The following is a 21,709-nucleotide window of genomic DNA, read 5'->3' as shown; positions in this document are numbered from 1 at the left end:
AGAGCAACTGGAATGTTGGGCGCGCCCCGTGGAACCTGTTCATCCCCCGGGTTGCGGCAACGAAAATCCGATAGCATAGCTCCGCTCCAAAAGCGCTCGCCGTCGCTTTGCCGATCCGGTCGAGCCGTGAAGCAACTCGATCTTCCGCGGCGAGAGCCCAAAATAACCGAAGGTGCCCTTGGTCCAGGCCGTCTCAAGCGCTTGAAGGTACCCGGCGGTTTCCATTTCATCAGATCGCGCCCCGGCTGGTACCAGCAGAACTCCGGTCCGAGGTTTCTGAAGCGATTTTTCCGGGTTGTCCAACTGGTCATAAGCCCAGCCCCATGCCCACACGCGATCAACCCAACCCTTCATCATCGATGGCATTCCCCACCAGAACAGGGGGAAGGCAAGGCAGATGGCATCGGCTCGGGCTATTCGCTGTTGCTCGGCCAATATGTCTGGTGGTGTCTTCGAATTCCTGTCACTTTCGATATCCGCCATGGACCAGCGCGGATCAAAGCCTTCGGAGTGTAAATCCGCAATTTCGGTGGTGTGGCCTGCTGCTTCGGCACCATTGTTGAATTGCGCGGCAACTGCAGCAGTGAAGGAGTTTGGGTCCGGATGATCTATAACTGTCAGTAAGTGCACGTGAGACCTTTAGGCGTTTCTGATAGGAGCAGAGACACTGTGAAAGCTCAAGGTAACTTTAGGTCAAGGGGAACTCTACGCAGTGCCAGAGCGGACCTGCGCTAACGCGTCAGTTCCCGCATTCCTTTTTCCAGCCCTGCCAGCGTCATTGGCACCATGCAATCGTCGAAGATCTCGCGGATCATGCCGATCGAGTGGGTGTATTCCCAATACTTCTCGGGAACCGGATTGATCCACAGGTTCGAGGTCCATTGTTCGCGCGCACGCTGCAGCCAGACCTGTCCGGCCTCCTGGTTCCAATGCTCATTCGCGCCACCGGGATAGGCGATCTCATAGGGGCTCATCGAGGCGTCGCCGACGAAGATACATTTATAATCCGGCCCGTAGGTGCGCAGCACCTCGTGCGTTGGCGTTTGCTGATCCCAGCGACGGCGATTGTCACGCCAAACGCCTTCATAGAGACAATTGTGAAAGTAGTAGTATTCCAGATGCTTGAATTCGGTCCGCGCGGCCGAGAACAGCTCCTCAACCACCTTGATATGAGGGTCCATTGAGCCGCCCACGTCGAGAAACAACAGCACTTTGACGGCGTTGTGACGCTCGGGGCGGGTTTTGACGTCCAGATAGCCGTGCTCGGCTGTGGCACGGATCGTGCCGTCCAGATCCAGCTCTTCCGCGGCGCCCTCGCGTGCCCAACGGCGCAGGCGTTTCAGGGCAACCTTGATGTTGCGCGTGCCCAGTTCGACCGTGTCGTCCAGATTCCTGAATTCACGCTTGTCCCAGACTTTGACGGCACGCTGGTGGCGGCTTTCTTTCTGTCCGATGCGTACGCCTTCGGGGTTATAGCCATAGGCCCCGAAAGGCGAGGTTCCGGCTGTCCCGATCCATTTGTTGCCGCCCTGATGGCGGCCCTGCTGATCCTTCAGGCGCTCGCGCAGCGTCTCCATCAGTTTCTCAAAACCACCAAGCGCCTCGATCTCGGCCTTCTCTTCGGCGGTCAGGTGCTTTTCGGCCATCTTCTCCAGCCATTCAGCAGGAATATCGACGGCCTCAAGTACCTGTTCGAAACTGATTTCGCCCAGCCCCTCGAAACTGGCGGCAAAGGCGCGGTCGAACTTGTCGATGTTGCGCTCGTCCTTCACCATCGACACGCGGGCGAGATAGTAGAAGGCTTCGATATCGTAGGTTGCCAGACCCTTTTTCATCCCCTCCAGAAAGGTCAGGTATTCGCGCAGGGAAACGGGAATGCCGGCGTTTCGGAGGTTTTCGAAAAAGGGCAGAAACATCGCTTTAGACCAGACGGACCAGAACCAGCGAAATCACCAGCCCGACCAGGGCAAAGGCGATGCCGTATCCTGCGGCGTATTGTGCCATGTCTGCGCCGCTGCCATTACGTTTGCGTGCCGTCAGGGCGCCCAGAACAGCGCCCAGAATCGCCATGCCCAAAACCACTATCATGTGACGTTATCCACCCGTGTTTGTGGCGGCTGACTGCGCTATGTCCTGTGTAACCGAACGCACCACCAAATCCGAGCCGAAGCCGTAACGCGCCCATCCGATACTGTCCAGCCGAACGCTGCGTGCCTGATCGATTTGACCGGATTGCCGCAGCGCCTCGGATTTGAGCAGCAGCAGGGTGGCCAGAAGGGCGGCGTTCTCGGACCGTGTCATGACATCAATCGCATTGTTCAGCTCGGGCAACGCATCCGCGCCCCGGCCTTGCGCCAATGCAAAAGCTGCAGTCTGTGCCGTGATATGAGCGCGCTGGACCTCGGTGCCGGGGGTGGCTTTCAGGTACTTCATGGCAATGTCATATTGCTGCTGCGCCGCTTCGGGATCATCGAACTGCCCCATTCGTCCCAACAGGTAATGCGGATAGGCGCGGCGATGGTCCGTCCAGCCTTGCTGTTGTCCGATCCGCGCGGCCTCCTTTGCGGCGTTGACCCGTTTGGCCGAGCCTGCACCAGCCCCCAGGGCACGCTGAACTGCATTGATCCACGCGCGGGGTGTCTCGGTCACCGGTTGCGCTGAGACGTGGTCGCCACGCGGGTTCAAGCGGCTGAGCACGTCGGGCAGAACAGCTGCCACCTGTTCGCGTGTCATGCCGTTTTGCAACTCGGGCGCATAGGCGGCGCGCAGGATCAGCATATCGAACCCGGTCAGAACCGTGTGGAAATTGTCGTCGTTGAATACTGAATCGGGCAGGCGATATAGATCGTTCAGCGGCCCAAGCGCCTGGGCCAATTCTTCGTGCAGGCAGTCCCGGATTTCCTGCGGGCTGGCATCGTAGGGGATGAAAATACCTATCCGTTCGCGACTGCGCAGTTCGGTCCAGTTGCTTTTGCTTTTGCGCCTGTCCCGGCGGTATTCCTCAAGGCTCGAAGAGTTCGGGACGACGAAACAGGCAGCCTGAGGCAGGATGCGGCGGATCTGTTTCTGGCTTACCGCCTGGATGGTGATGTTCGCCTGACCTTCCGGAATCTGACGTATGTCGATCTGCGCCTCACGTTGCAGCCGGTCCAGCAACCGGCTGAGGTCGGTCTGCATCGATGCCGAGGGTGTTCCCGTCAGCCGCACCGTGATTGGCCCATCGAACCGGGTAAAGACCGACAGTTCCGCACCGCTTTCAAGTGCGAAATGCAGCGAGAGGAAATCGTCCGCAATGTTCCGGTTCGAACGGGCAGGCGGGATGGGGCGGGCGGGGCCGAATGTTTTGGAGGGCGGCAGCGAGGCTTCGATCACCTTGGTACGGGTCGGGACCTCGATCCGGTCGACCGTGGTACAGGCGGACAGAGCCGCCAGAAGGAGGGCTGCGGGCAAACGCATCATGGGCGCTGGTACTTCAGGAACGGCGACAACTTGCCGATGCGGTCATAGAGTTTCCGCGCGGTATGGTTGTTTTCCTGTGTCAGCCAGTAGACCGAGGGCGCCTCTTGCCTGTCTGCCTCGTCATAAACAGCCTGAATCAACGCGCGTCCAACGCCAGTGCCACGTGCCTGAGGGCGGGCATAAAGGTCCTGCAGGTAGCAGACCCGTTCCTCTTTCCAAGCGTGACGGTGAAACAGGTAATGGGTCAGCCCGACCAGGCGCTCATCCAGTTCTGCGATAAAGCAGGAAAAGTCATTCGGATCATTGCCTAAGAGGCGTGCGAAGGTACTTTCATACGTCGAATCCGGTACCTCGGTTTCATAAAATGCAAGGTAGTCGCGCCACATCTCGGCCCATTGGTCCCGGTCCTCTGGTCGCAAAGGACGGATTGTGGGGGCGTTAGACATTCTGTGATTTCCTGCTCTGGAGGCCCGGTTGGCGCGGGGTCATTCTTTAACGCAATGCTGACATCCGACCGTACCGATGACAAGCCGTGATCACCGCTTACTGCGCGCCATGAAGGCCAGGCGTTCAAACAGGTGCACGTCCTGCTCATTTTTCAGCAGCGCGCCATGCAGTTTCGGCAGTGCGTTGACGCCGCCACGCTTGAGATCCTCGGCACTCAGGTCCTCGGCCAAGAGCAGCTTCAGCCAGTCCAACACTTCCGAGGTCGAGGGCTTTTTCTTCAACCCCTGCGTCTCGCGGATTTCGTAGAACTGGGTCAGTGCGGTGGTCAGCAGCGCATCTTTGATGCCGGGGTGATGCACCTCGACGATCCGGCGCATCGTGGCCTCATCCGGGAAACGGATATAGTGGAAGAAGCAGCGGCGCAGGAACGCATCGGGCAATTCTTTTTCGTTGTTCGAGGTGATGATCACGATCGGGCGGTGCTTGGCCCGGATGGTCTCACCCGTTTCGTAGACGTGGAACTCCATCTTATCGAGTTCCTGCAAGAGGTCGTTGGGAAACTCGATATCCGCCTTGTCGATCTCGTCGATCAGCAGAACGACCTTCTCATCGGCGTCAAACGCCTGCCACAGTTTACCCTTGCGGATGTAGTTCGAGACGTCATGCACGCGCTCATCGCCAAGCTGGCTGTCGCGCAGACGGCTGACCGCATCGTATTCATAGAGGCCCTGCTGCGCACGCGTTGTGGATTTCACATTCCATTCGATCATCGTCAGCCCCAACGCGCCGGCGACCTGCTTGGCCAGCTCGGTCTTGCCGGTTCCGGGCTCGCCCTTGACCAGCAGCGGGCGTTCCAGCGTGACGGCGGCGTTCACGGCAATGTTCAGATCGTCGGTGGCAACATATTCTGCGGTGCCTTGAAAACGTGCGGTCATGGGACCCCTCATGTGATGTGCGGGCTGGGTTTGCTTTGCACGGGTTACAGAGGGGCAACCTTTTTTACAAGCGGGGCCGCTGCGTCGTAAATCGGTGAATTCTGGCCAGAGTCCGGCCCCGTTCGGGCGATTCGTCCGGGATGAGATACCTCGTTGGTTGAGGTTGCCTGAAAATTGCCTTGCGTTAACCACAGAAAAACAAGGTTTTGTTGTTATGAGTCTCAATGTTAGAGCAGGCGGAGTGACGCGGCGACGAGCGGCACGTTTGTGTAGTGACAATCTCAGCGCCGTCGGATACACGCTCCGCAGAAGGGGGTGCCGAATGTCAGGTAATACAACAGCGACCGACGTTTCAGGCCATACCGAGGGAGCAAATATGAAGCAGGAAGTTTTTCTGCCGGAAGATTATCGCCCGGCCGAAGATGAACCTTTCATGAATGATCGACAGCTTGAGTATTTTCGCCGCAAGCTGATGGATTGGAAGACAGAACTACTCGCAGGCAGCCGGGACACGATCGAAGGTCTGCAGGACAACACCCGTAACATTCCCGATGTCGCCGACCGCGCAAGCGAAGAGACCGACCGTGCGCTGGAACTGCGCACCCGGGATCGCCAGCGCAAGCTGGTCGCCAAGATCGACTCGGCCCTGCGCCGGATCGACGAGGGTGAGTACGGGTATTGTGAGAAAACCGGTGATCCGATCTCGCTCAAGCGTCTGGATGCACGTCCGATCGCGACTATGACGCTGGAGGCGCAAGAACGTCACGAGCGCCGCGAAAAGGTCCACCGCGACGATTGATCGCTGGAAAATCACGATAAAACAATGACGCCGGGGCCTGTCGCCCCGGCGTTTTTGCGTTATGGCAGTGCCATGAATATCAATGGGCTGAAATTCTGTGTCATCGGTGGTGGCCTCGGCGGTTTGGCGGCGGCGCTGGCGCTGCGCACTCGTGGCGGCAGGGTGACCGTACTTGAACAGGCGCCCGCTCTGACCGAAGTCGGTGCCGGATTGCAGATCAGCGCCAACGGGATGGCCGTTCTGCGCGCACTGGGTGTTGCAAGTGACGTACCTGAGGCGGGCCAGCTCTCTGGCGGAACTGTTTTGCGCGACTACCGAAAGGGGCGGGTCATCAGCCGGATCGCCCCCCCCGCGGTGGGGCCGACCTATTACTATCATCGTGCCGATCTGCTGGATCTGCTGCATCAGGCCGCCTTGCGTGCCGGCGTAGATGTTCGGTTGGGCGCGCGTGTGGAAAAAGTCCGCAAACACCCGGGCGAAGCGGAAATCGTTCTGCAGAACGGTGAGCGGCTGCGTGCCGAATGTGCAATCGCGGCAGATGGCGGACGCAGCGCAATCCGCCCGATCCTGAACGGGGCCGAGGCACCTGAGTTCACCCATCAGGTCGCCTGGCGCGCAACGATCCCTTGGGAGCATCAAGAGGATGTACCACGTGCTTCTCTGACGATGGGGCCGGGACGGCATGTTGTCTCCTATCCTCTGCGGGATCAGAGCCTGATGAACATCGTGGCGATCGAAGAGCGTTCCGATTGGCAGGAGGAGGGCTGGCGGCGTCAGGGCGATCCAGATGATCTGCGAACCCGGTTCGCAGATTTTGGCGGGCCGGTGCGCGACATTCTTTCAAAGGTTGAAGACGTACACCTGTGGGCCTTGTTCCTGCGGCCAGTGGCGCAGAAATGGCAAAACGGACGGCTGGCTTTGTTGGGGGACGCGGCCCACCCGACGTTACCCTTCATGGCACAGGGCGCTTGTCTTGCGCTGGAAGATGCTTGGATTTTGATCCGCTCACTTCAGGATCATTCTGGCGTGACCCGCGCATTGGCAGCGTATGAGGCCGCCCGGCGTCCCCGCGCCCGACAGGTGGTTGCAGCCGCCGGAGCAAATGCGCGCAACTTCCACCTGCGTGGTCCTATGAGGTTCGCAGCGCAGGCCGCTTTGATGGCCATCGGCCCACGATTGGCGCGGCGGTACGAATGGATCTACAGTTACGACGCGACAGCCTGAAACCTCACAGATCGAGGTCGACCCAGACCGGTACATGGTCTGATGGTTTCTCGTGCCCTCGAATTTCGCTATCAATCCGGCAATCACGCATCAGGTCGGCGGCCTGCGGGGTCAACAGGAAGTGATCAATGCGAATTCCGTCATTTCGGTTCCACGCACCCGCCTGATAATCCCAGAATGAATAGTGCCCCGGTCCTTGCGTGCGAGCGCGGAACGCTTCCGTGAACCCCAGATTCAGGATTTTCCGAAACGCCGCACGGCTTTCGGGTCGAAACAGCGCATCCTCGCGCCAGGCGTCTGGTCGTTTTGCATCTTCGGCCTGCGGAATGATGTTGTAGTCCCCCGCCATAAGTGCGGGCTCCTCGGACGCGAGCAAATCGCGCGCACGATCATAAAGACGCTCCATCCAGGCGAGTTTATAGTCGTATTTCGGACCCGGAACCGGATTGCCATTGGGCAGGTAGAGCCCGCAAATACGCAGCGCCTGCTTCCCTATGACCGTCGCTTCAATCCAGCGCGCCTGCTCATCCGTGTCATCACCCGGCAACCCTCGGGAGACATCTTCAAGCGGCAGTTTCGACAGGATCGCGACGCCGTTGAAACTCTTTTGTCCATGGGTTTCGACGTTATACCCACGTTCTTCGAACATCTCGCGCGGGAAATTTTCGTCGATCGATTTGATTTCCTGCAACAGCGCAACATCCGGCTGCGCCTCATCAAGCCAGCGTGGCAGCGCTTCGGCCCGAGCCTTGATGCCATTGATGTTGAATGTGGCGATTTTCATGCGCGATCCTCCGGTGCCATTGGCCACCTATCGCGCAGAATACACCCAACGGCAAGGAACAGAACGGGTTTGCGAGGCTTTGCCTCGCGCTCCGGGATGTTCTTAGCCAGATGAAGAAACGGATCTTTAACCATATTATTGAAAACTGATCGAGCGGTACAGGCGGGGACGCCGATGACCGCGCCAAGTGAAGCTCTCTGGCTTTTAGAGTCAGAGAGCGGACCCCTCTTCATCTGGCTGAAAATATCCTGGGGGTGTGGGGGCAAAGCCCCCACCTTGGCTACATTGAGAATGACGTGCCGCATCCGCAGGAAGAGGTGGCATTGGGGTTCTGTATCACAAACCGTGCTCCGATCAGTTCCTGCGTAAAATCAATCACCGCGTTTTCCAAGAATGGCAAAGAGATCGAGTCGACGATGACTTTCTGGCCTTTACCTTCCAGTATCAGGTCGTCTTCTTTCGGCTCATCCAGCGCGACTTCGTATTGAAAACCGGAACATCCGCCGCCTTCAACTGCAACACGCAGGGCCTGGCCCTGATCCGCAGCGCCGATCTCAGCCAGGCGTTCAAAGGCGCGTTCTGTGACTGTTGGGGGCAGATTCATGCCGGGCTCCAAAGGTTTATTTCCTTTACGCCTTACAATATAGAAAGTGCAAGGACAGGCGACAAGGACAAGACCTTTGGACAGAGCGGGTTTTGCCTCGGACCCAGGCCGCGCAAGAGGGCGGCTTGTGCCTGAGGAGGAAAGCAGTTTCCGGTCATGCTTTCAGCGCGACCGGGACAGGATTATTCATGCCAGTGCGTTCCGGCGGCTCAAACATAAGACACAGGTTTTTGTTGAGCACGAAGGTGATAGTTACCGGACCCGCCTGACACATTCCATCGAGGTGGCACAGGTGGCGCGGACGATTGCCGGTGCTTTGGGTTTGAACGGCGAACTGACAGAGGCGGTCGCGTTGGCGCACGACCTTGGACATACGCCGTTTGGGCATACCGGCGAGGATGCGCTGCACGCGTTGATGGCGCCCTATGGCGGCTTTGACCACAACGCTCAGGCCATCCGTATCGTCACAAGGCTCGAGCGGCACTACGCCGAGTTCGATGGCTGCAACCTGACATGGGAGTGCCTCGAAGGGATTGCCAAGCATAACGGGCCGGTCACTGGTGCGTTGCCCTGGGCGCTGGCCGAGTGCAACGCGGGTTTCGATCTGGAACTGCACACCCATGCCAGCGCCGAGGCGCAGGTGGCCGCACTGTCCGATGATATCGCGTATAACAACCACGATCTGCTGGATGGGCTGCGGGCGGACCTATTCTCGGATAGCGAAATCCAGGAATTACCCGTCGTCGGTGAGTGTTATGCTGAGGTAGACCGCAAGTATCCCGGTCTGGACCCGTACCGCCGCAGGCACGAAGCCTTGCGGCGTGTCTTCGGCGTCATGGTGTCGGACGTGATCGACACCTCACGCGCGCGGATTGCCGGTTCAGGCGCGCAATCCGTCGAAGACATCCGGCATCTTGGCTATCCCGTGATCCAGTTCTCGACCGGTCTTTGGGCACAGCTTAAGGAGATCCGTGGCTTTCTCTTCGCCCGGATGTACCGCGCGCCCAGCGTCATGGCGGTTCGGGCCGAGGTCGGTGCGGTCGTGGAAGACCTGTTCCCGATCTATCTCAACGACCCCAGGCAGATGCCTGCACGCTGGCACGGCGATATCGAGGCCGCACGTGACAAGACGGCGTTGGCGCGGATTGTCTCGGATTATATCGCCGGAATGACCGACCGGTTCGCCCTGCAGGATCACAAAAGGCTGACGGGCGGGTAATCACTCGACCCCGATATATGCCAGCGCCCAGACCTGTTGGCCGGATTGTTCCTGCGCCAGTTCCGGATCGTCAGCCGGAGGGAAAACGATCATCGTTGGGCCATAGCCGCCAATACCCATCGGGCTGCCATCCGCGTGGGTCGCGACGATGGGTTGGTGCGCCGCGATGCTGTTCCAGGGAATTTCGGACTGATACCCATCCATCGCCATGGGTTTTGCGGTTTTCCCCTCGGCGCCGGCCATGATCATCAGGTCCGACAGGCGAGGGCCGGAAAAGGCAATATCGCGTTGATTGCCTTCGGGGCCGTAAGGGATTGTAATCTCGACCTGCTCCAGCCGATCAAGCATGGCAGCATCAAACCCGGCTGCGCCAGAGTGCTGGACTTCGAGATAACCCAGCAGACCGCCGTCGCCTTCGTCCCGAGCGGGCAGGTTTGTTTCTGTCACAGCTCCACCCAATGTAAGAAGGACATGACCCTGCGGCTCAGGCATCTCGGCCCAGGCTGGCAAAGACGTGGTCAGGACAAAGGCAAGGGGCAGGGCAAGGCGCATAGATCGGTCTCCGGTTGGCAGTTTTTGTGACACTAGCCCCGTTTATGGCTATTCCAAGCCTAAACTGCGTGCTTGCATTGACCTTGCTGCTTTGCGTGGTAAACCGCCGGGCAAGCATAAGGACATCCGAAATGAACCTGTTTTCCGAGATCCGCGGCCTCGTACTCGACTCGCTGGCGCAGATGCAGTCCGAGGGCGCTCTGCCCGAGGGGCTGAGCTTTGATAACGTAGCGGTCGAACCACCGCGCGACGCTGCGCATGGCGATATGGCAACAAACGCTGCGATGGTGCTGGCGAAGTCGGCCAAGATGAAACCGCGCGACATTGCCGATGTCCTGGCAGAAAAACTGGCTTCGGATGACCGGATCGCAAGTGCCGAAGTCGCTGGACCTGGCTTCCTGAACCTGCGGCTTGCGCCCTCGGTGTGGCAGGGCGTGTTTGCAGCGGTGCTAGGGCAGGGTACCGACTATGGCCGTTCAACCATGGGGCAGGGCCAGAAAGTTAACGTGGAGTATGTCTCGGCCAATCCGACCGGTCCGCTACATGTGGGCCATACGCGGGGGGCTGTGTTCGGGGACGCTCTGGCGAGCCTGCTGGCCTATTCGGGCCATGACGTAACGCGCGAGTACTACATCAACGATGGCGGCGCGCAGGTGGATGTGCTGGCACGGTCCGCTTATGAGCGGTATCGCGAGGCCAATGGGCTGAGCCCCGAGATTGCCGAGGGGCTCTATCCGGGCGACTACCTGATCCCGATCGGTGAGGCGCTGAAAGAGAAATACGGTGACAGCCTGATCGACAAGCCTGAGGCCGAATGGCTGGAAGACCTGCGCGAGTTTTCGACCGACGCGATGATGGACCTGATCCGCGCCGACCTGAAAGCGCTGGGCGTCGAGATGGACGTGTTCTTCTCGGAGAAATCCCTCTATGGCACTGGCCGGATCGAGGCCGCGCTGCAGTCGCTGACCGACAAGGGCCTGATCTATGAGGGCGTGTTGGAACCGCCAAAAGGCAAAAAGCCCGAGGATTGGGAACCGCGTGAGCAGACCCTGTTCAAATCGACCGAGCATGGGGATGACGTCGACCGTCCGGTGAAGAAATCGGACGGCTCGTGGACCTATTTTGCCCCGGATATCGCCTATCACTACGATAAGGTGAGCCGTGGCTTTGACGCGCTGATCGACGTGTTCGGCGCGGATCATGGTGGCTATGTCAAGCGGATGAAGGCGGCTGTGTCCGCGCTGTCTGATGGCAAGGTGCCGCTGGATATCAAGCTGACCCAGTTGGTGAAACTGTGGAAAAATGGCGAGCCATTCAAGATGTCCAAACGGGCCGGGAACTTTGTCACCCTGCGCGATGTGGTCGATCAGGTCGGGCCTGATGTCACCCGGTTCGTGATGCTGACGCGCAAGAACGACGCGCCGCTGGATTTCGATTTCGACAAGGTGCTGGAGCAGAGCCGTGAGAACCCGGTTTTCTACGTGCAATATGCCCATGCCCGTGTCATGAGCGTGCTGCGGCGCGCCGCCGAGGCCGGTATTGCCACCGATGATGCGACGCTCGCCGGGGCTGATCTGGGCAAGAACGACCATACCTCGGAACTGACGGTTGCCAAGAAACTGGCTGAATGGCCACGCTTGGTTGAAATCGCCGCACGTACCAACGAACCGCACCGGGTTGCCTTCTATCTGTATGAACTTGCAGGGGATTTCCACGCTTTATGGAACAAGGGCAATGAAGAAACCCAGCTGAGGTTCATTCAGGATGGCGATGTTGCCACAAGCCAGTCGAAAATCGCGCTGGCCCGGTCCGTTTCTGTTGTGATTTCAGCGGGCTTGGGTATTCTTGGCGTTACCCCGGCGCAGGAGATGCGGTAACCAATATCGCCCGAACCGCCGGTCTGAGGCAGACAAGAAATGACCCGCGCGCCACATTTTTACGGCGCAATCGGGCGGTGAGGCGGAAATGGCACGTTACGATTACTCGGGGCAGCACAGCCCCGGGCAGATTCATTACTCGAATCAATCGCATTCTGAAGATGCGTATGATTATCCCGATGAAAGCTATGGCTATGATGAGGCCCCGCGCGCAGGCGCTGGATTGGGCCGCATTGTCAACGTGCTTGGGGCGGTTGCATCCCTGGCGCTGGTCGCCGGTGTCGGCGTTTGGGGTTACCAGCTGATCATGCGCGACGTCAGCGGAGTGCCGGTCGTGCGCGCTGCTGAGGGGCCGATGCGTGTGCAACCCGAAAACCCAGGTGGTACGCCTGCCGATCATCAGGGCCTTGCGGTTAATGCAGTTGCGGCGGTTGGGACTGCCGCGCCTCCGGCGGATCGTCTGATCCTTGCGCCGCGCCCTGTGTCATTGACCGATGAAGACACGCCCATGGCCGCGTTTGAGGCTACAAACGCCGTGCAGGTGATCGAAGAACCCGCCACTGATCAGGCCATCGTGAACGCTTTGGCCGAAGGGCTCAGTGCCGAAGCTCAGCCTGAACAGACGCCAGAGCAGGGCGTGCAATTGGCCTCGCTGGTCGCGCCCGAGGAAGAACCTGCAATCGATCCGGCTGACTACGCCGCGCAACAACCTGACCCGAAGATTGCCGCCCTGCCTGGCGTGCGCCGATCGCTGCGCCCGCAGGTGCGCCCGGCCCGTGCCACGCCCAGTTCCATCACGTCAAACAGCGCCACCGAGGCGGCGATCAACGCGGCCGTAAAGGCTGCCGTTGGTCAGGATGTGGACCCCGACACTTTGGCCAAAGGGACACGGCTGGCGCAGCTTGGTGCCTATGAAAGTGCCGATGTAGCCCAGGCCGAATGGGCGCGATTGAATGGTCGATTTGGCGAGTATATGGATGGAAAACAACGCATTATCCAGAAAACCTCAAGTGGTGGACGCACCTTCTATCGCCTGCGTGTCATGGGGTTTGATGATCTGAGCGACTCACGCCAGTTCTGCGCCGCATTGGTTGCGCAGGGTGCAGACTGTATCCCGGTCGCCGTCCGGTGAGATTTGGCGCGGTTATCACCGATGCCGAAGGCCTGCGCCTGACGCCGGATGAGAAAGCTTTGTTCAAAGAGATAAACCCGTTCGGGTTCATTCTGTTTGCCCGCAACATCGAATCCGCCGACCAGACCCGCGCCCTATGCGAGGATTTCCGCGAGGCCGTTGGTCGAAACTGCCTGATCACTGTAGATCAGGAGGGGGGCCGCGTGCAGCGCCTGCGCGCACCTTTAGCCCGCGAATGGATGCCGCCGCTGGATCATGTCGCGCGTGCCGGGGATCAGGCCGAGCGTGCGATGTATCTGCGCTATCGGCTGATTGCGCAGGAACTGCTAGCCCTTGGGATCGACAGCAACTGCGCCCCAATGGTCGATCTGGCCCGCGCCGAGACACATGCGTTTCTGAAGAACCGTTGCTATGCCTCTGACCCAATGCAGGTTTCCGCGATTGGCCGGGCTGTCGCCAACGGGCATTTGGACGGTGGCGTGCTGCCGGTTGTGAAACACATGCCGGGTCATGGTCTGTCGACGCTCGACAGTCATCACGACCTGCCGCATGTGGACCTTTCGCTGGAGGCGCTGGAAGACGCAGATTTTGCACCTTTCCGCGCGCTGAACGACTTGCCAATGGGGATGACAGCGCATCTGGTTTATGACCAGATTGACCCTCGCCCCGCGACGATCTCGGCTGGAATGATGACCCTTATCCGAGACCGGATCGGGTTTGATGGTCTGATCATGACCGACGATATCACAATGAAGGCGCTGCAGGGCACGCCCGCTGAATTGGCCCGTCGGGCGTTGGACGCCGGATGCGATGTGGCTTTGCACTGCAATGGCACCTTTGAAGAACGTGCGCTGGTGCTCGAAGCCGCTGGTGAGATGTCGGATGCGGCGCAAGCCCGCGCAGATCGGGCGCTGGCCACCCGTCAGCCACCGCAGGAACTTGACATCCAAGCCGCCGAGGCGGAACTATCTGCCCTAATGGGCGGGCAGGTATATGCAGGATAACCTTTTTAGCGAAGACCCGGTCTCGGTCGCGGATCGGCTTGCCGCCGAGGCGCTGATTGTCGACGTCGACGGGTTCGAAGGGCCATTGGACGTGCTGCTGACTCTGTCGCGCACGCAAAAGGTGGATTTGCGCAAAATCTCGGTCCTGGCACTGGCGCAGCAGTATTTGACCTTTGTTGAAAAGGCGCGTCAGTTGCGGATTGAACTGGCCGCAGATTATCTGGTGATGGCGGCCTGGCTGGCTTTCCTGAAATCCCGCCTGCTGCTTCCGCCTGACCCGGATGACGAAGGCCCATCCGGTGAAGAACTGGCCGCACACCTCGCGTTCCAGCTTGAGCGTCTGCAGGCCATGCGCGATGTCGCGGCGCGGCTGATGGCGCGTGATCAATTGGGTCGCGATTTTTTCAAACGCGGGCAGGGCGAGGATGTCACGCGCATCCGCACTGTGACCTATTCTGCCACGCTTCTGGACCTGATGCAGGGCTATGCACGCATCCGCACCCGCGACGAATTCCGCCCCTTCGTGATGGATCGCGATGCCGTCTTCACCATGGAACAGGCGTTGGAACGAATGCGCCCGCTGATCGGTTTTGCCGGTGCCTGGACGGATATGGAAACCTATTTGCCCGAAGGCTGGGACGCCGATCCGGTGCGCCGCAGGTCTGCCACGGCTGCGACCTTTGCGGCCTCGCTGGAGCTGGTGAAAGAAGGACATATGGAGATCAAGCAGAGCGAGACCTTTGCACCGATCCATCTGCGTAAGAGGACTGAAACACGTGACTGACGCCCCAGAAGAGACCGGCACCCTATTTGAAGCGCCGCCTTTGGCCGAACAGGAACGTATGGTCGAGGCCGTGTTGTTTGCCAGCGCCGAGCCAGTGACGATTGGTGATCTTGAGGCTCGGATGCCCCACGGCAGCAATGCCGCGCAAGCCGTTGAATTGTTGCAGAAACGATACGAAGGGCGCGGCGTGCGTGTGGTGCGCGTGGGTGAGGCTTGGGCAATCCGCACTGCCCCCGATCTGGGCTTCCTGATGCAGAAAGAGACGGTCGAGACCCGTAAACTCAGCCGGGCGGCCATCGAAACGCTGGCCATCGTTGCTTATCATCAGCCCTGTACGCGCGCCGAGATCGAGGAAATCCGCGGGGTTTCGGTTTCGCGCGGGACAATCGACCAACTGCTCGAGATGGAGTGGATCAGACTGGGGCGCCGCCGCATGACGCCGGGCCGCCCGGTGACCTTTGTCGTGACGCCCGAGTTTCTGGATCACTTCGGGCTGGAAAATGCGCGCGACCTGCCGGGCCTGAAAGAGCTGCGTGCTGCGGGACTGCTGGAGAACAGGCCCCCGCCCGGTGCGGTACCGTTGGGCGAAGGGCAGGATCAGGACGAGGACGAAGATCAGACCGAGCTGTTCGAGGAAGAGTGATCGAACCGCCCTTTTGTTGCCGCAGAACGCGTCTATTTTAGAGTGCAGGAAACGGAGTTGAGCCAATGAATGCCAATCGGATCATCGACATGATCGTACGCCAGGTCATGCGCCGCCTCGTGAATCATGGGGTCGACAAGGGGATCGACATGGCCAGCCGGGTGGGGCGCAAGCAAGGCCAATCCGAGGCTCGGAACAGCCCCGAAGCGGATCGTCAAATGCGCGACACGGCTGCGCGCCAGAAGCAGGGTGCTAAGCAGATGAAGCAGGTCACGCGTCAGATGCGCCGGTTCATGAAGTTTTGAGGGTCAGCCCACAGCTTTGAAATGCTTGGACAGTTTCAGGCCTTGCCCCTGATAGTTCGAGGCAATGCCCGCGCCGTATAGCTGCGTCGGCATCTCGGCCATCTTTTCATAGACCAGACGCCCGACAACCTGCCCATGCTCCAGCACAAAGGGCGCCTCGTGGCAGCGCACTTCCAGCACGCCACGTGATCCGGCCCCGCCCGCTTCGGCATGTCCGAAGCCGGGATCGAAGAAACCGGCGTAATGCACGCGGAACTCGCCTACCATAGCCAGATAGGGGGCCATTTCGGCAGCGTACATGGGCGGAATGTGCACAGCTTCGCGGCTGACGAGAATATAGAACGCGCCGGGATCGAGGATGATGCGCCCATCTTTGGTGCGCACTTCTTCCCAGTACTCCTGCGGATCGTATTCGCCGATCCGGTCCAGATCGATCACACCGGTATGGGGTTTGGCGCGATAACCGACCAGATCGGTATCCGGCAATTGCAGATCGACCGAAAACCCTAACCCGTCATGGATCACTGCCGGGCCGTCGACCAGCGGCGACGTGCCATGTAACGCGGTCAGCTCCGCATCGCTCAGCACCGCCTGACCCTTGCGGAACCTGATCTGGTTCAATCGCATACCTGGTCGAACAAGAACCGAGAACGAACGCGGGCATATTTCAGCGTATAGCGGCCCGGTATACCCTGAGGGCACTCGGTCGAACTCGGCCCCGCCATCTGTGATGGTGCGGGTCAACAGGTCCAGCCGCCCGGTCGAGCTTTTGGCATTGGCCACGGCGCTCACATCATCGGGCAGGGCCAGCGATTCCATCAGCGGCACCAGATAGACGCAGCCTTTTTCCAGAACCGCACCATCGGTGATGTCTATGCGGTGCATCTCGAACTCGGCCAGCCGATCCGCCACGGTACGTCCTTCGCCTGCCAGAAAAGAAGCGCGGACGCGGTAAGCGACTGTTCCTAAGCGTAAATCAAGGCTGGCAGGTTGTATCTGGGCAGCCAGAATATCGGGGCTTGCATTGATCTCACCGCGCGCAATCATCGCCTCAAGCTGCTGGTTTGGACAAACACCTGTCATCTCGATCCCCTCTGCTGCCAGAGCGGGATCTGGCCTATGTGCCATAAACGTCGGTGTGATTTGGTCGGGCTAGCAGGACTCGAACCTGCGACCTTCCGTCCCCCAGACGGACGCGCTACCAGGCTGCGCCATAGCCCGACGTTGAGGTGTTCATAAAGACTTTCCCGGCAGGGGCAAGAGGAAATCATCGCCTTTTTTGCTATCCCGCCGCGTGGTTTTCAACGCGATCGAGCCACCTGCGCAGGTCTTTCGCTATCGGCGCGATCCGGTGCAGCAGCGCATCGTCATATTCCGACCGATTCCACGCCAACGAGGCGATTCCCCCCATCAGCGGAGCGGCATCCAACTCATCCGGTTGCCGCTTGGGCTGTTCAGCTATGGCAGGTTTCGGGGTTTCAGCACTGGGCGATTGGACAGAGTCGCCCAAATCCATGTCGATCTGGTTTGCAGGCACCTCCGCCGCCGCGGTGAACGGAACGACGGTATCGTCGTCGGTCATCGGCTCGGGTGCGCTTTCGTCCAGGCTGGGCGACAGCGACGCGACATGCGCAACGCCTTGTTCGCGCAGGATGCGCTGAACGCCTTTGATGGTGATACCGTCCTCGTGCAGAAGTTTCTTGATGCCACCCAGCAGTCGCATGTCATTGGGGCGATAGTAACGCCGCCCACCGGCCCGTTTGACGGGTTTGACCTGCGTGAACCGGCTTTCCCAGAAGCGCAGGACATGAGCCTGAACTCCGAGCCAGTCCGCAACTTCACTTATGGTGCGAAAGGCATCGGGGGACTTACTCATAACAAAACTGTCCTGAACTTACTTGCGGTTCCCTGCAGCGACACGATCCTTCATCAGATGCGACGGGCGGAAGGTCAGCACGCGGCGTGGCTGGATTGGAACCTCTTCACCGGTCTTGGGGTTGCGTCCGATACGGGCGGTTTTGTCCCGAACGCTGAATGTGCCGAAAGACGAAATCTTGACCTGTTCGCCCCGCACCAGTGCGTCGGACATGTGGTTCAGAACGCTTTCGACCAGCTGCGCACTTTCGTTGCGTGACAGGCCAACCTCACGAAAGACGGCCTCGCTCAGATCCATTCGGGTCAGTGTTTTGTCGCCCATGTTTTTTCCCCTGTTGATGACAAAGCATAGGGCGATGCGAAAATCGCTGTCAATATCAATGAATTGCAGGCGGCTTTGTAAGCCGGATTGTGCCACTTACCAGCGCAGTGCAACCGCGCCCCAAGCCAGGCCGCCGCCAATCGCCTCGGTGACGATTAGATCGCCGGGTTTGATCTGCCCGCGTTGCTTGCCCACCGACAGCGCGAGGGGAATCGATGCGGCAGATGTGTTGCCATGGTCTTGCACCGTGACAACGACATTATCCATCGGCAGGCCCATTTTCTTGGCGGTGCCCTGGATGATTCGAATATTGGCCTGATGCGGTACGATCCAGTCCACATCATCGCCGGTCAGACCTGCGCGCTCCAGCGCAACCTCGGCCGTTCTTGCCAGTTTTTCGACCGCGTGGCGGAAGACCTGATTGCCCTGCATCCGAAGATGGCCGGTGGACTGCGTGGACACGCCGCCATCGACATAAAGCAGGTCCTTATAGCGCCCGTCCGAATTCAGATCAGTTGCGAGGATGCCGCGATCCTGCGCGGTGCCCTGTCCCTCTTGTTCTTCAAGCACCAAAGCACCTGCGCCGTCGCCGAACAGCACGCAGGTCGAGCGATCGGTCCAATCCATGATTCGCGAGAATGTCTCGGCCCCGATCACCAGCACGCGCTTGGCCTGGCCCGACAGGATCAGCGCGTTAGCGTTGCTGAGCGCAAAGACAAACCCGGCGCAGACGGCCTGTACGTCAAAGGCAAACCCTCGGGTCATGCCCAACCGGGCCTGCACCATGGTTGCCGCCGAAGGAAAGGTCAGATCGGCGGTCGAGGTTGCCAGAACAATTGCATCGATATCGTCAGCGGTTAACCCGGCATCGGCCAGCGCGGCCTTGGCGGCTTTGGTGGCCAGATCGGAGGTGGTCTCGTCCTCAGCCGCGAAATGCCGCCGTTCGATGCCGGATCGGGTGCGAATCCATTCATCCGTCGTATCCAGCGTTTTCTCGAACTCGGCGTTCGGTACGACGCGTTCCGGCAAATAATGCCCGACACCTACAACAACTGAGCGGCCTGCCATGCTGGGGTACTGCCTTTTTTGTTATTATTCCGATTGAGACGCGGAATGGGCCGCATCTTGTGCAAGTGCGGCTGTTGATGCAACCCGTGCTGCCAATTTTTCGGCAAACCCGGATTCGGCCAGCGTGAAGGCCAGTTTGACCGCCGCTGAAACGCCGGTCGCGTCCGCTCCGCCATGGGATTTGACCACAGTACCGTTGAGGCCAAGAAACACACCACCGTTTACGCGCCGCGGGTCGATCCGCTTTTTCAGACGGTTCAGCGATGTGATCGCCAGTATCGAAGCCAGCCGTGAGAGCGGCGAATACTTGAATGCCTGCCGCAGCAGGTCTCCGATCAGGTTCGCTGTGCCTTCGCCGGTCTTGATCGCGACATTGCCGGTGAACCCGTCCGTGACAATCACGTCAGCCTTGTCGCCGGGAATATCGCTGCCTTCGACAAAGCCCACGAACTCAAAATTCGCCTGATCCGCAAAGTCCGAGATCATGGCGTGCGCCTCTTTCAGTTCGGCGCGCCCCTTGTGTTCTTCGGTGCCGACATTCAGCAACCCGATACGTGGCCGGCTGAGGGCCATACCGTTGCGCGCGTAGGATGCCCCCATCAGCGCGTATTGCAGCAGGTCTTTGGCGTCGGCACGCACATCCGCGCCCACATCCAGCATCACGTTGAACCCATGGGGGTTTCGTGACGGCCACAGGATCGCAATGGCAGGCCGGTTTACGCCGGGCAGTTTACGCAGCCGCAGCATCGACATCGCCATGAGCGCGCCGGTATTGCCGCAGGACACCGCGCCGTGCGCTTCGCCTGCGCGCACCGCTTCCAGCGCCGACCACATCGATGTGTTCTTGCCGCTGCGTACAACCTGACTGGGCTTGTCTTCCATCGTGACCACATCGGGGCAATCACGAAAAACGACGCGCCCATCAAGGACACGCCGTTTTGCTACAAGTTTACGCAGTACCTGTTCGGGCCCGTGCAGGATGAACCCGATCTTCGGGTTCTTGTCCGCAGACTTTGCAATGCCCGCCACAACGACGGCAGGGCCCGAATCTCCGCCCATAGCGTCAACCGAGATGATGATCCGTCCGGTTTGCGTGGGCTGATCCGTCATGCCTTGGCCTGCGTCCAATCAGGCTTAGGCCGCGTCTTCGTCCAGGTCGATTTCGTCGGCCTGAGCGACGACTTCACGGTCATCATAGTGGCCGCAGGACGCACAAACGTGGTGCGGGCGCTTCAGCTCGCCGCAGTTCGGGCATTCGTTCGGGTTTGCAGCAACCAGAGCGTCGTGTGCGCGACGGTTGTTGCGACGCGACTTGGAAACTTTGTTCTGTTGGACGGCCATGGTCTCAACCTTTGTCTGATAAGGGCTAGCAGATTCGCCGCCAGCCGGGTTACGTACTTTGTTTTCTCGTGGTTTGACGCGCGTTTAAGGGGCTCGCCCCGCAATGTCCAACCCTAAATCCGATGAGCGCGCGAAAATACTGCGATTCTCGTCATGTTCAAGCGGTTTTTCTGACGGCCTGCTATGACAGGAAATCCTGCGCCTGTCACTCGTCTTTTTTCATCGCATCCCGCAATCCGGCCAGCCCCGCAAAGGGTTTCACATCCTCGTCGGTCAGGGCCTGTTTCCCCGGTTCGGTATAGTCTGCCTGCGCAAGCTCGGCACCGTCCTTGCGGGGGTATTGCGGCAACGCAAGCGACAGAGCCTCGACCATGACCAGCGCGGGATCGATTTCTGCGCCCAGCGGTTCGGTCTCGTCACCCTCGGGAATTTCGAACTCTGGTTCGTCCGGATCTGTCCAGTCGGCGAGAAATACACGGGTGACGGGGGTATCGATCCGCGTCGTCACCGGTTCAAGCGTGATGACACAAGGCTGGATAACCGTCGCCCCCAGCTTTCCGGTCAACGTCCAGTCGCGTTTGCCCTGCGCACGAAGCTCTCCGACGAAGCTCAGCTTGCGCAGCCCCAGCAGTCCGAGATCCTGCTTGATTGCGTCGAGCACGCTGCTGGTGGGGCGCAGTTCGAACGGGGTGGGGGCATTCTGTGGCAGGTCCGCCACGCGCAAAGATGTCTGGTTACTCATATGTTGAGTCTTTCCTGTGTTGAACCGGAGCGCCGGTTTCTGTAATCGGATAGGGTCCGCGACGGGCCAAGGCAAGAGGGTGTGAATGTTGAAGGTTGTGAACAGGTTGAAACCGGCATCGAAAACGCTTGTCTTTGCTGCCTGTCTGGCGGCCGTCGGCGCGTGCACGCCTGTCTTCAAGAATCACGGATACGTGCCCCCGCCAGAGGACCTGGCCAAGATCAAGGTTGGCGTCGATAATCGCGACAGCGTGGAAGAGACCATCGGAGCGCCTACCGCATCGGGGGTCGTACGGGATTCGGGCTTTTATTATGTCACATCCCGCATACGTCATTACGGCCCCAAACGGCCCAAGGTTGTTTCGCGTGAACTGGTGGCGATCAGCTTTGACCAGCGTGGCGTAGTGCGCAATATCGAGCGGTTCGGTCTGGAAGACGGATATGTCATCGTGCTCGATCGCCGTGTGACTGATTCCAACGTGGAAGACAAAGGCTTCCTACGTCAGCTGCTGGGCAATATCGGTAACTTCAATCCGGCGAATATTCCCGGCGCGAGCAACTAAGCCGCCCGGTCCCCTTGCGGTGGTCACAGGA

General features: G+C 59.5%; 26 protein-coding genes and 1 tRNA gene. 10 read left to right on the top strand and 17 right to left on the bottom strand.

The genetic code is table 11. From position 1 onward, the window contains the following. Nucleotides 1-39: 39 nt before the first annotated feature. From RA27_RS06675 to RA27_RS06655, 6 genes are all read right to left on the bottom strand, one after another. Nucleotides 40-630, bottom strand: a complete 591-nt coding sequence (locus RA27_RS06675; RefSeq protein ID WP_039536043.1) for an NAD(P)H-dependent oxidoreductase — start codon at nt 628-630, stop codon at nt 40-42. A 101-nt stretch (nt 631-731) separates the two neighbouring features. Then, a complete protein-coding gene (locus tag RA27_RS06670) occupies nt 732-1,916 on the bottom strand; it encodes a VWA domain-containing protein (RefSeq protein ID WP_039536041.1) in 1,185 nt (394 codons plus the stop codon). Nucleotides 1,917-1,920: 4 nt separating this feature from the next. Then, nucleotides 1,921-2,088, bottom strand: coding sequence for a hypothetical protein (locus RA27_RS24370; RefSeq protein ID WP_170690922.1), 168 nt, complete (start codon nt 2,086-2,088; stop codon nt 1,921-1,923). Between the two features lie 6 nt (nt 2,089-2,094). Beyond that, a complete protein-coding gene (locus tag RA27_RS06665) occupies nt 2,095-3,459 on the bottom strand; it encodes a DUF2927 domain-containing protein (protein WP_039536039.1) in 1,365 nt (454 codons plus the stop codon). Next, nucleotides 3,456-3,905: a GNAT family N-acetyltransferase gene (locus RA27_RS06660; protein WP_039536037.1), complete on the bottom strand. Its 450-nt coding sequence runs from the start codon at nt 3,903-3,905 to the stop codon at nt 3,456-3,458. Before RA27_RS06660 ends, RA27_RS06665 begins: the two co-directional genes overlap by 4 nt. A 90-nt stretch (nt 3,906-3,995) precedes the next feature. Continuing rightward, nucleotides 3,996-4,841, bottom strand: a complete 846-nt coding sequence (locus tag RA27_RS06655; RefSeq protein WP_039536034.1) for a MoxR family ATPase — start codon at nt 4,839-4,841, stop codon at nt 3,996-3,998. 376 nt (nt 4,842-5,217) lie between these two features. Here RA27_RS06655 and dksA point away from each other — a divergent pair, with 376 nt between their 5' ends. Together dksA and RA27_RS06645 are read left to right on the top strand one after the other, a co-directional pair. Further along, on the top strand, nt 5,218-5,640 hold the full coding sequence (dksA, locus tag RA27_RS06650; protein ID WP_039537084.1) for an RNA polymerase-binding protein DksA: 423 nt from the start codon (nt 5,218-5,220) through the stop codon (nt 5,638-5,640). Between the two features lie 24 nt (nt 5,641-5,664). Further along, nucleotides 5,665-6,864 (top strand): FAD-dependent monooxygenase, encoded by a 1,200-nt coding sequence (locus tag RA27_RS06645; RefSeq protein WP_343294150.1) that lies wholly within the window; start codon nt 5,665-5,667, stop codon nt 6,862-6,864. Between the two features lie 4 nt (nt 6,865-6,868). Here the strand turns inward: RA27_RS06645 and xth are convergent, their stop codons facing one another. Both xth and RA27_RS06635 read right to left on the bottom strand, forming a co-directional pair. Continuing rightward, the gene (xth, locus tag RA27_RS06640) at nt 6,869-7,648 is read right to left on the bottom strand and encodes an exodeoxyribonuclease III (RefSeq protein WP_039536032.1); all 780 of its coding nucleotides are present in this window, start codon (nt 7,646-7,648) and stop codon (nt 6,869-6,871) included. A gap of 280 nt (nt 7,649-7,928) precedes the next feature. Beyond that, nucleotides 7,929-8,252: an iron-sulfur cluster assembly accessory protein gene (locus tag RA27_RS06635; protein ID WP_039536030.1), complete on the bottom strand. Its 324-nt coding sequence runs from the start codon at nt 8,250-8,252 to the stop codon at nt 7,929-7,931. Nucleotides 8,253-8,328: 76 nt separating this feature from the next. Here RA27_RS06635 and RA27_RS06630 point away from each other — a divergent pair, with 76 nt between their 5' ends. Further along, nucleotides 8,329-9,471 (top strand): deoxyguanosinetriphosphate triphosphohydrolase, encoded by a 1,143-nt coding sequence (locus RA27_RS06630; RefSeq protein ID WP_039536029.1) that lies wholly within the window; start codon nt 8,329-8,331, stop codon nt 9,469-9,471. Here the strand turns inward: RA27_RS06630 and RA27_RS06625 are convergent, their stop codons facing one another. After that, the gene (locus tag RA27_RS06625) at nt 9,472-10,023 is read right to left on the bottom strand and encodes a hypothetical protein (RefSeq protein WP_039536027.1); all 552 of its coding nucleotides are present in this window, start codon (nt 10,021-10,023) and stop codon (nt 9,472-9,474) included. 131 nt (nt 10,024-10,154) lie between these two features. Here RA27_RS06625 and argS point away from each other — a divergent pair, with 131 nt between their 5' ends. The 6 genes from argS to RA27_RS06595 all read left to right on the top strand — a co-directional run bounded on the left by argS (nt 10,155) and on the right by RA27_RS06595 (nt 15,768). Further along, nucleotides 10,155-11,900 carry an arginine--tRNA ligase gene (argS, locus tag RA27_RS06620; protein WP_039536024.1) on the top strand — a complete coding sequence of 582 codons (1,746 nt, stop codon included), beginning with the start codon at nt 10,155-10,157 and terminating at the stop codon, nt 11,898-11,900. A gap of 88 nt (nt 11,901-11,988) precedes the next feature. Further along, entirely contained in the window at nt 11,989-13,032 is a 1,044-nt protein-coding gene (locus RA27_RS06615) for an SPOR domain-containing protein (RefSeq protein ID WP_039536022.1), read from the top strand. Further along, a complete protein-coding gene (nagZ, locus tag RA27_RS06610) occupies nt 13,029-14,036 on the top strand; it encodes a beta-N-acetylhexosaminidase (protein WP_039536020.1) in 1,008 nt (335 codons plus the stop codon). Before RA27_RS06615 ends, nagZ begins: the two co-directional genes overlap by 4 nt. After that, nucleotides 14,026-14,820, top strand: a complete 795-nt coding sequence (locus RA27_RS06605) for a ScpA family protein (protein ID WP_039536018.1) — start codon at nt 14,026-14,028, stop codon at nt 14,818-14,820. The genes nagZ and RA27_RS06605 overlap by 11 nt, the downstream gene beginning before the upstream one ends. Then, entirely contained in the window at nt 14,813-15,463 is a 651-nt protein-coding gene (gene scpB, locus RA27_RS06600; RefSeq protein WP_039536016.1) for an SMC-Scp complex subunit ScpB, read from the top strand. The genes RA27_RS06605 and scpB overlap by 8 nt, the downstream gene beginning before the upstream one ends. A gap of 65 nt (nt 15,464-15,528) precedes the next feature. Further along, nucleotides 15,529-15,768: a hypothetical protein gene (locus tag RA27_RS06595; protein ID WP_039536014.1), complete on the top strand. Its 240-nt coding sequence runs from the start codon at nt 15,529-15,531 to the stop codon at nt 15,766-15,768. Nucleotides 15,769-15,771: 3 nt separating this feature from the next. On the opposite strand, the gene RA27_RS06590 is transcribed toward RA27_RS06595, so the two are convergent. From RA27_RS06590 to RA27_RS06555, 8 genes are all read right to left on the bottom strand, one after another. Continuing rightward, nucleotides 15,772-16,851, bottom strand: a complete 1,080-nt coding sequence (locus RA27_RS06590) for a 2'-deoxycytidine 5'-triphosphate deaminase (RefSeq protein WP_039536013.1) — start codon at nt 16,849-16,851, stop codon at nt 15,772-15,774. Between the two features lie 61 nt (nt 16,852-16,912). After that, nucleotides 16,913-16,989, bottom strand: a tRNA-Pro gene (locus tag RA27_RS06585). Between the two features lie 61 nt (nt 16,990-17,050). Beyond that, nucleotides 17,051-17,644: a MerR family transcriptional regulator gene (locus RA27_RS06580; RefSeq protein WP_039536011.1), complete on the bottom strand. Its 594-nt coding sequence runs from the start codon at nt 17,642-17,644 to the stop codon at nt 17,051-17,053. An 18-nt stretch (nt 17,645-17,662) separates the two neighbouring features. Then, nucleotides 17,663-17,965: an integration host factor subunit alpha gene (gene ihfA, locus RA27_RS06575; RefSeq protein WP_008755922.1), complete on the bottom strand. Its 303-nt coding sequence runs from the start codon at nt 17,963-17,965 to the stop codon at nt 17,663-17,665. A gap of 96 nt (nt 17,966-18,061) precedes the next feature. Then, nucleotides 18,062-19,033 (bottom strand): beta-ketoacyl-ACP synthase III, encoded by a 972-nt coding sequence (locus RA27_RS06570; protein WP_039536009.1) that lies wholly within the window; start codon nt 19,031-19,033, stop codon nt 18,062-18,064. A 24-nt stretch (nt 19,034-19,057) separates the two neighbouring features. After that, nucleotides 19,058-20,143, bottom strand: coding sequence for a phosphate acyltransferase PlsX (gene plsX / locus RA27_RS06565; RefSeq protein WP_039536008.1), 1,086 nt, complete (start codon nt 20,141-20,143; stop codon nt 19,058-19,060). 24 nt (nt 20,144-20,167) lie between these two features. After that, entirely contained in the window at nt 20,168-20,374 is a 207-nt protein-coding gene (gene rpmF, locus RA27_RS06560; RefSeq protein ID WP_008756996.1) for a 50S ribosomal protein L32, read from the bottom strand. A gap of 205 nt (nt 20,375-20,579) precedes the next feature. After that, complete coding sequence (locus RA27_RS06555) at nt 20,580-21,116, bottom strand: DUF177 domain-containing protein (protein WP_039536005.1); 537 nt, start codon at nt 21,114-21,116, stop codon at nt 20,580-20,582. Nucleotides 21,117-21,201: 85 nt separating this feature from the next. Here RA27_RS06555 and bamE point away from each other — a divergent pair, with 85 nt between their 5' ends. After that, nucleotides 21,202-21,678 (top strand): outer membrane protein assembly factor BamE, encoded by a 477-nt coding sequence (gene bamE / locus RA27_RS06550; protein ID WP_039536002.1) that lies wholly within the window; start codon nt 21,202-21,204, stop codon nt 21,676-21,678. The last annotated feature ends 31 nt before the right edge of the window (nt 21,679-21,709 follow it).

Origin of the sequence: Ruegeria sp. ANG-R (assembly GCF_000813985.1) — a bacterium.
GTDB lineage: Bacteria > Pseudomonadota > Alphaproteobacteria > Rhodobacterales > Rhodobacteraceae > Ruegeria.
Note: the sequence above shows the minus strand (reverse complement) of the source record. Positions and strands in the feature narration are given on the sequence as shown.

Coding starts and splice junctions, on each gene's coding strand:
- RA27_RS06580 (WP_039536011.1), bottom strand. CDS start 17,644: ATGAGTAAGTCCCCCGATGCCTTTCGCACCATAAGTGAAGTTGCGGAC.
- RA27_RS06635 (WP_039536030.1), bottom strand. CDS start 8,252: ATGAATCTGCCCCCAACAGTCACAGAACGCGCCTTTGAACGCCTGGCT.
- RA27_RS06605 (WP_039536018.1), top strand. CDS start 14,026: ATGCAGGATAACCTTTTTAGCGAAGACCCGGTCTCGGTCGCGGATCGG.
- rpmF (WP_008756996.1), bottom strand. CDS start 20,374: ATGGCCGTCCAACAGAACAAAGTTTCCAAGTCGCGTCGCAACAACCGT.
- RA27_RS06595 (WP_039536014.1), top strand. CDS start 15,529: ATGAATGCCAATCGGATCATCGACATGATCGTACGCCAGGTCATGCGC.
- bamE (WP_039536002.1), top strand. CDS start 21,202: ATGTTGAAGGTTGTGAACAGGTTGAAACCGGCATCGAAAACGCTTGTC.
- RA27_RS06670 (WP_039536041.1), bottom strand. CDS start 1,916: ATGTTTCTGCCCTTTTTCGAAAACCTCCGAAACGCCGGCATTCCCGTT.
- RA27_RS06590 (WP_039536013.1), bottom strand. CDS start 16,851: ATGACAGGTGTTTGTCCAAACCAGCAGCTTGAGGCGATGATTGCGCGC.
- dksA (WP_039537084.1), top strand. CDS start 5,218: ATGAAGCAGGAAGTTTTTCTGCCGGAAGATTATCGCCCGGCCGAAGAT.
- RA27_RS06625 (WP_039536027.1), bottom strand. CDS start 10,023: ATGCGCCTTGCCCTGCCCCTTGCCTTTGTCCTGACCACGTCTTTGCCA.
- RA27_RS24370 (WP_170690922.1), bottom strand. CDS start 2,088: ATGATAGTGGTTTTGGGCATGGCGATTCTGGGCGCTGTTCTGGGCGCC.
- RA27_RS06655 (WP_039536034.1), bottom strand. CDS start 4,841: ATGACCGCACGTTTTCAAGGCACCGCAGAATATGTTGCCACCGACGAT.
- xth (WP_039536032.1), bottom strand. CDS start 7,648: ATGAAAATCGCCACATTCAACATCAATGGCATCAAGGCTCGGGCCGAA.
- RA27_RS06555 (WP_039536005.1), bottom strand. CDS start 21,116: ATGAGTAACCAGACATCTTTGCGCGTGGCGGACCTGCCACAGAATGCC.
- RA27_RS06570 (WP_039536009.1), bottom strand. CDS start 19,033: ATGGCAGGCCGCTCAGTTGTTGTAGGTGTCGGGCATTATTTGCCGGAA.
- RA27_RS06660 (WP_039536037.1), bottom strand. CDS start 3,905: ATGTCTAACGCCCCCACAATCCGTCCTTTGCGACCAGAGGACCGGGAC.
- RA27_RS06615 (WP_039536022.1), top strand. CDS start 11,989: ATGGCACGTTACGATTACTCGGGGCAGCACAGCCCCGGGCAGATTCAT.
- RA27_RS06645 (WP_343294150.1), top strand. CDS start 5,665: ATGACGCCGGGGCCTGTCGCCCCGGCGTTTTTGCGTTATGGCAGTGCC.
- RA27_RS06665 (WP_039536039.1), bottom strand. CDS start 3,459: ATGATGCGTTTGCCCGCAGCCCTCCTTCTGGCGGCTCTGTCCGCCTGT.
- ihfA (WP_008755922.1), bottom strand. CDS start 17,965: ATGGGCGACAAAACACTGACCCGAATGGATCTGAGCGAGGCCGTCTTT.
- argS (WP_039536024.1), top strand. CDS start 10,155: ATGAACCTGTTTTCCGAGATCCGCGGCCTCGTACTCGACTCGCTGGCG.
- plsX (WP_039536008.1), bottom strand. CDS start 20,143: ATGACGGATCAGCCCACGCAAACCGGACGGATCATCATCTCGGTTGAC.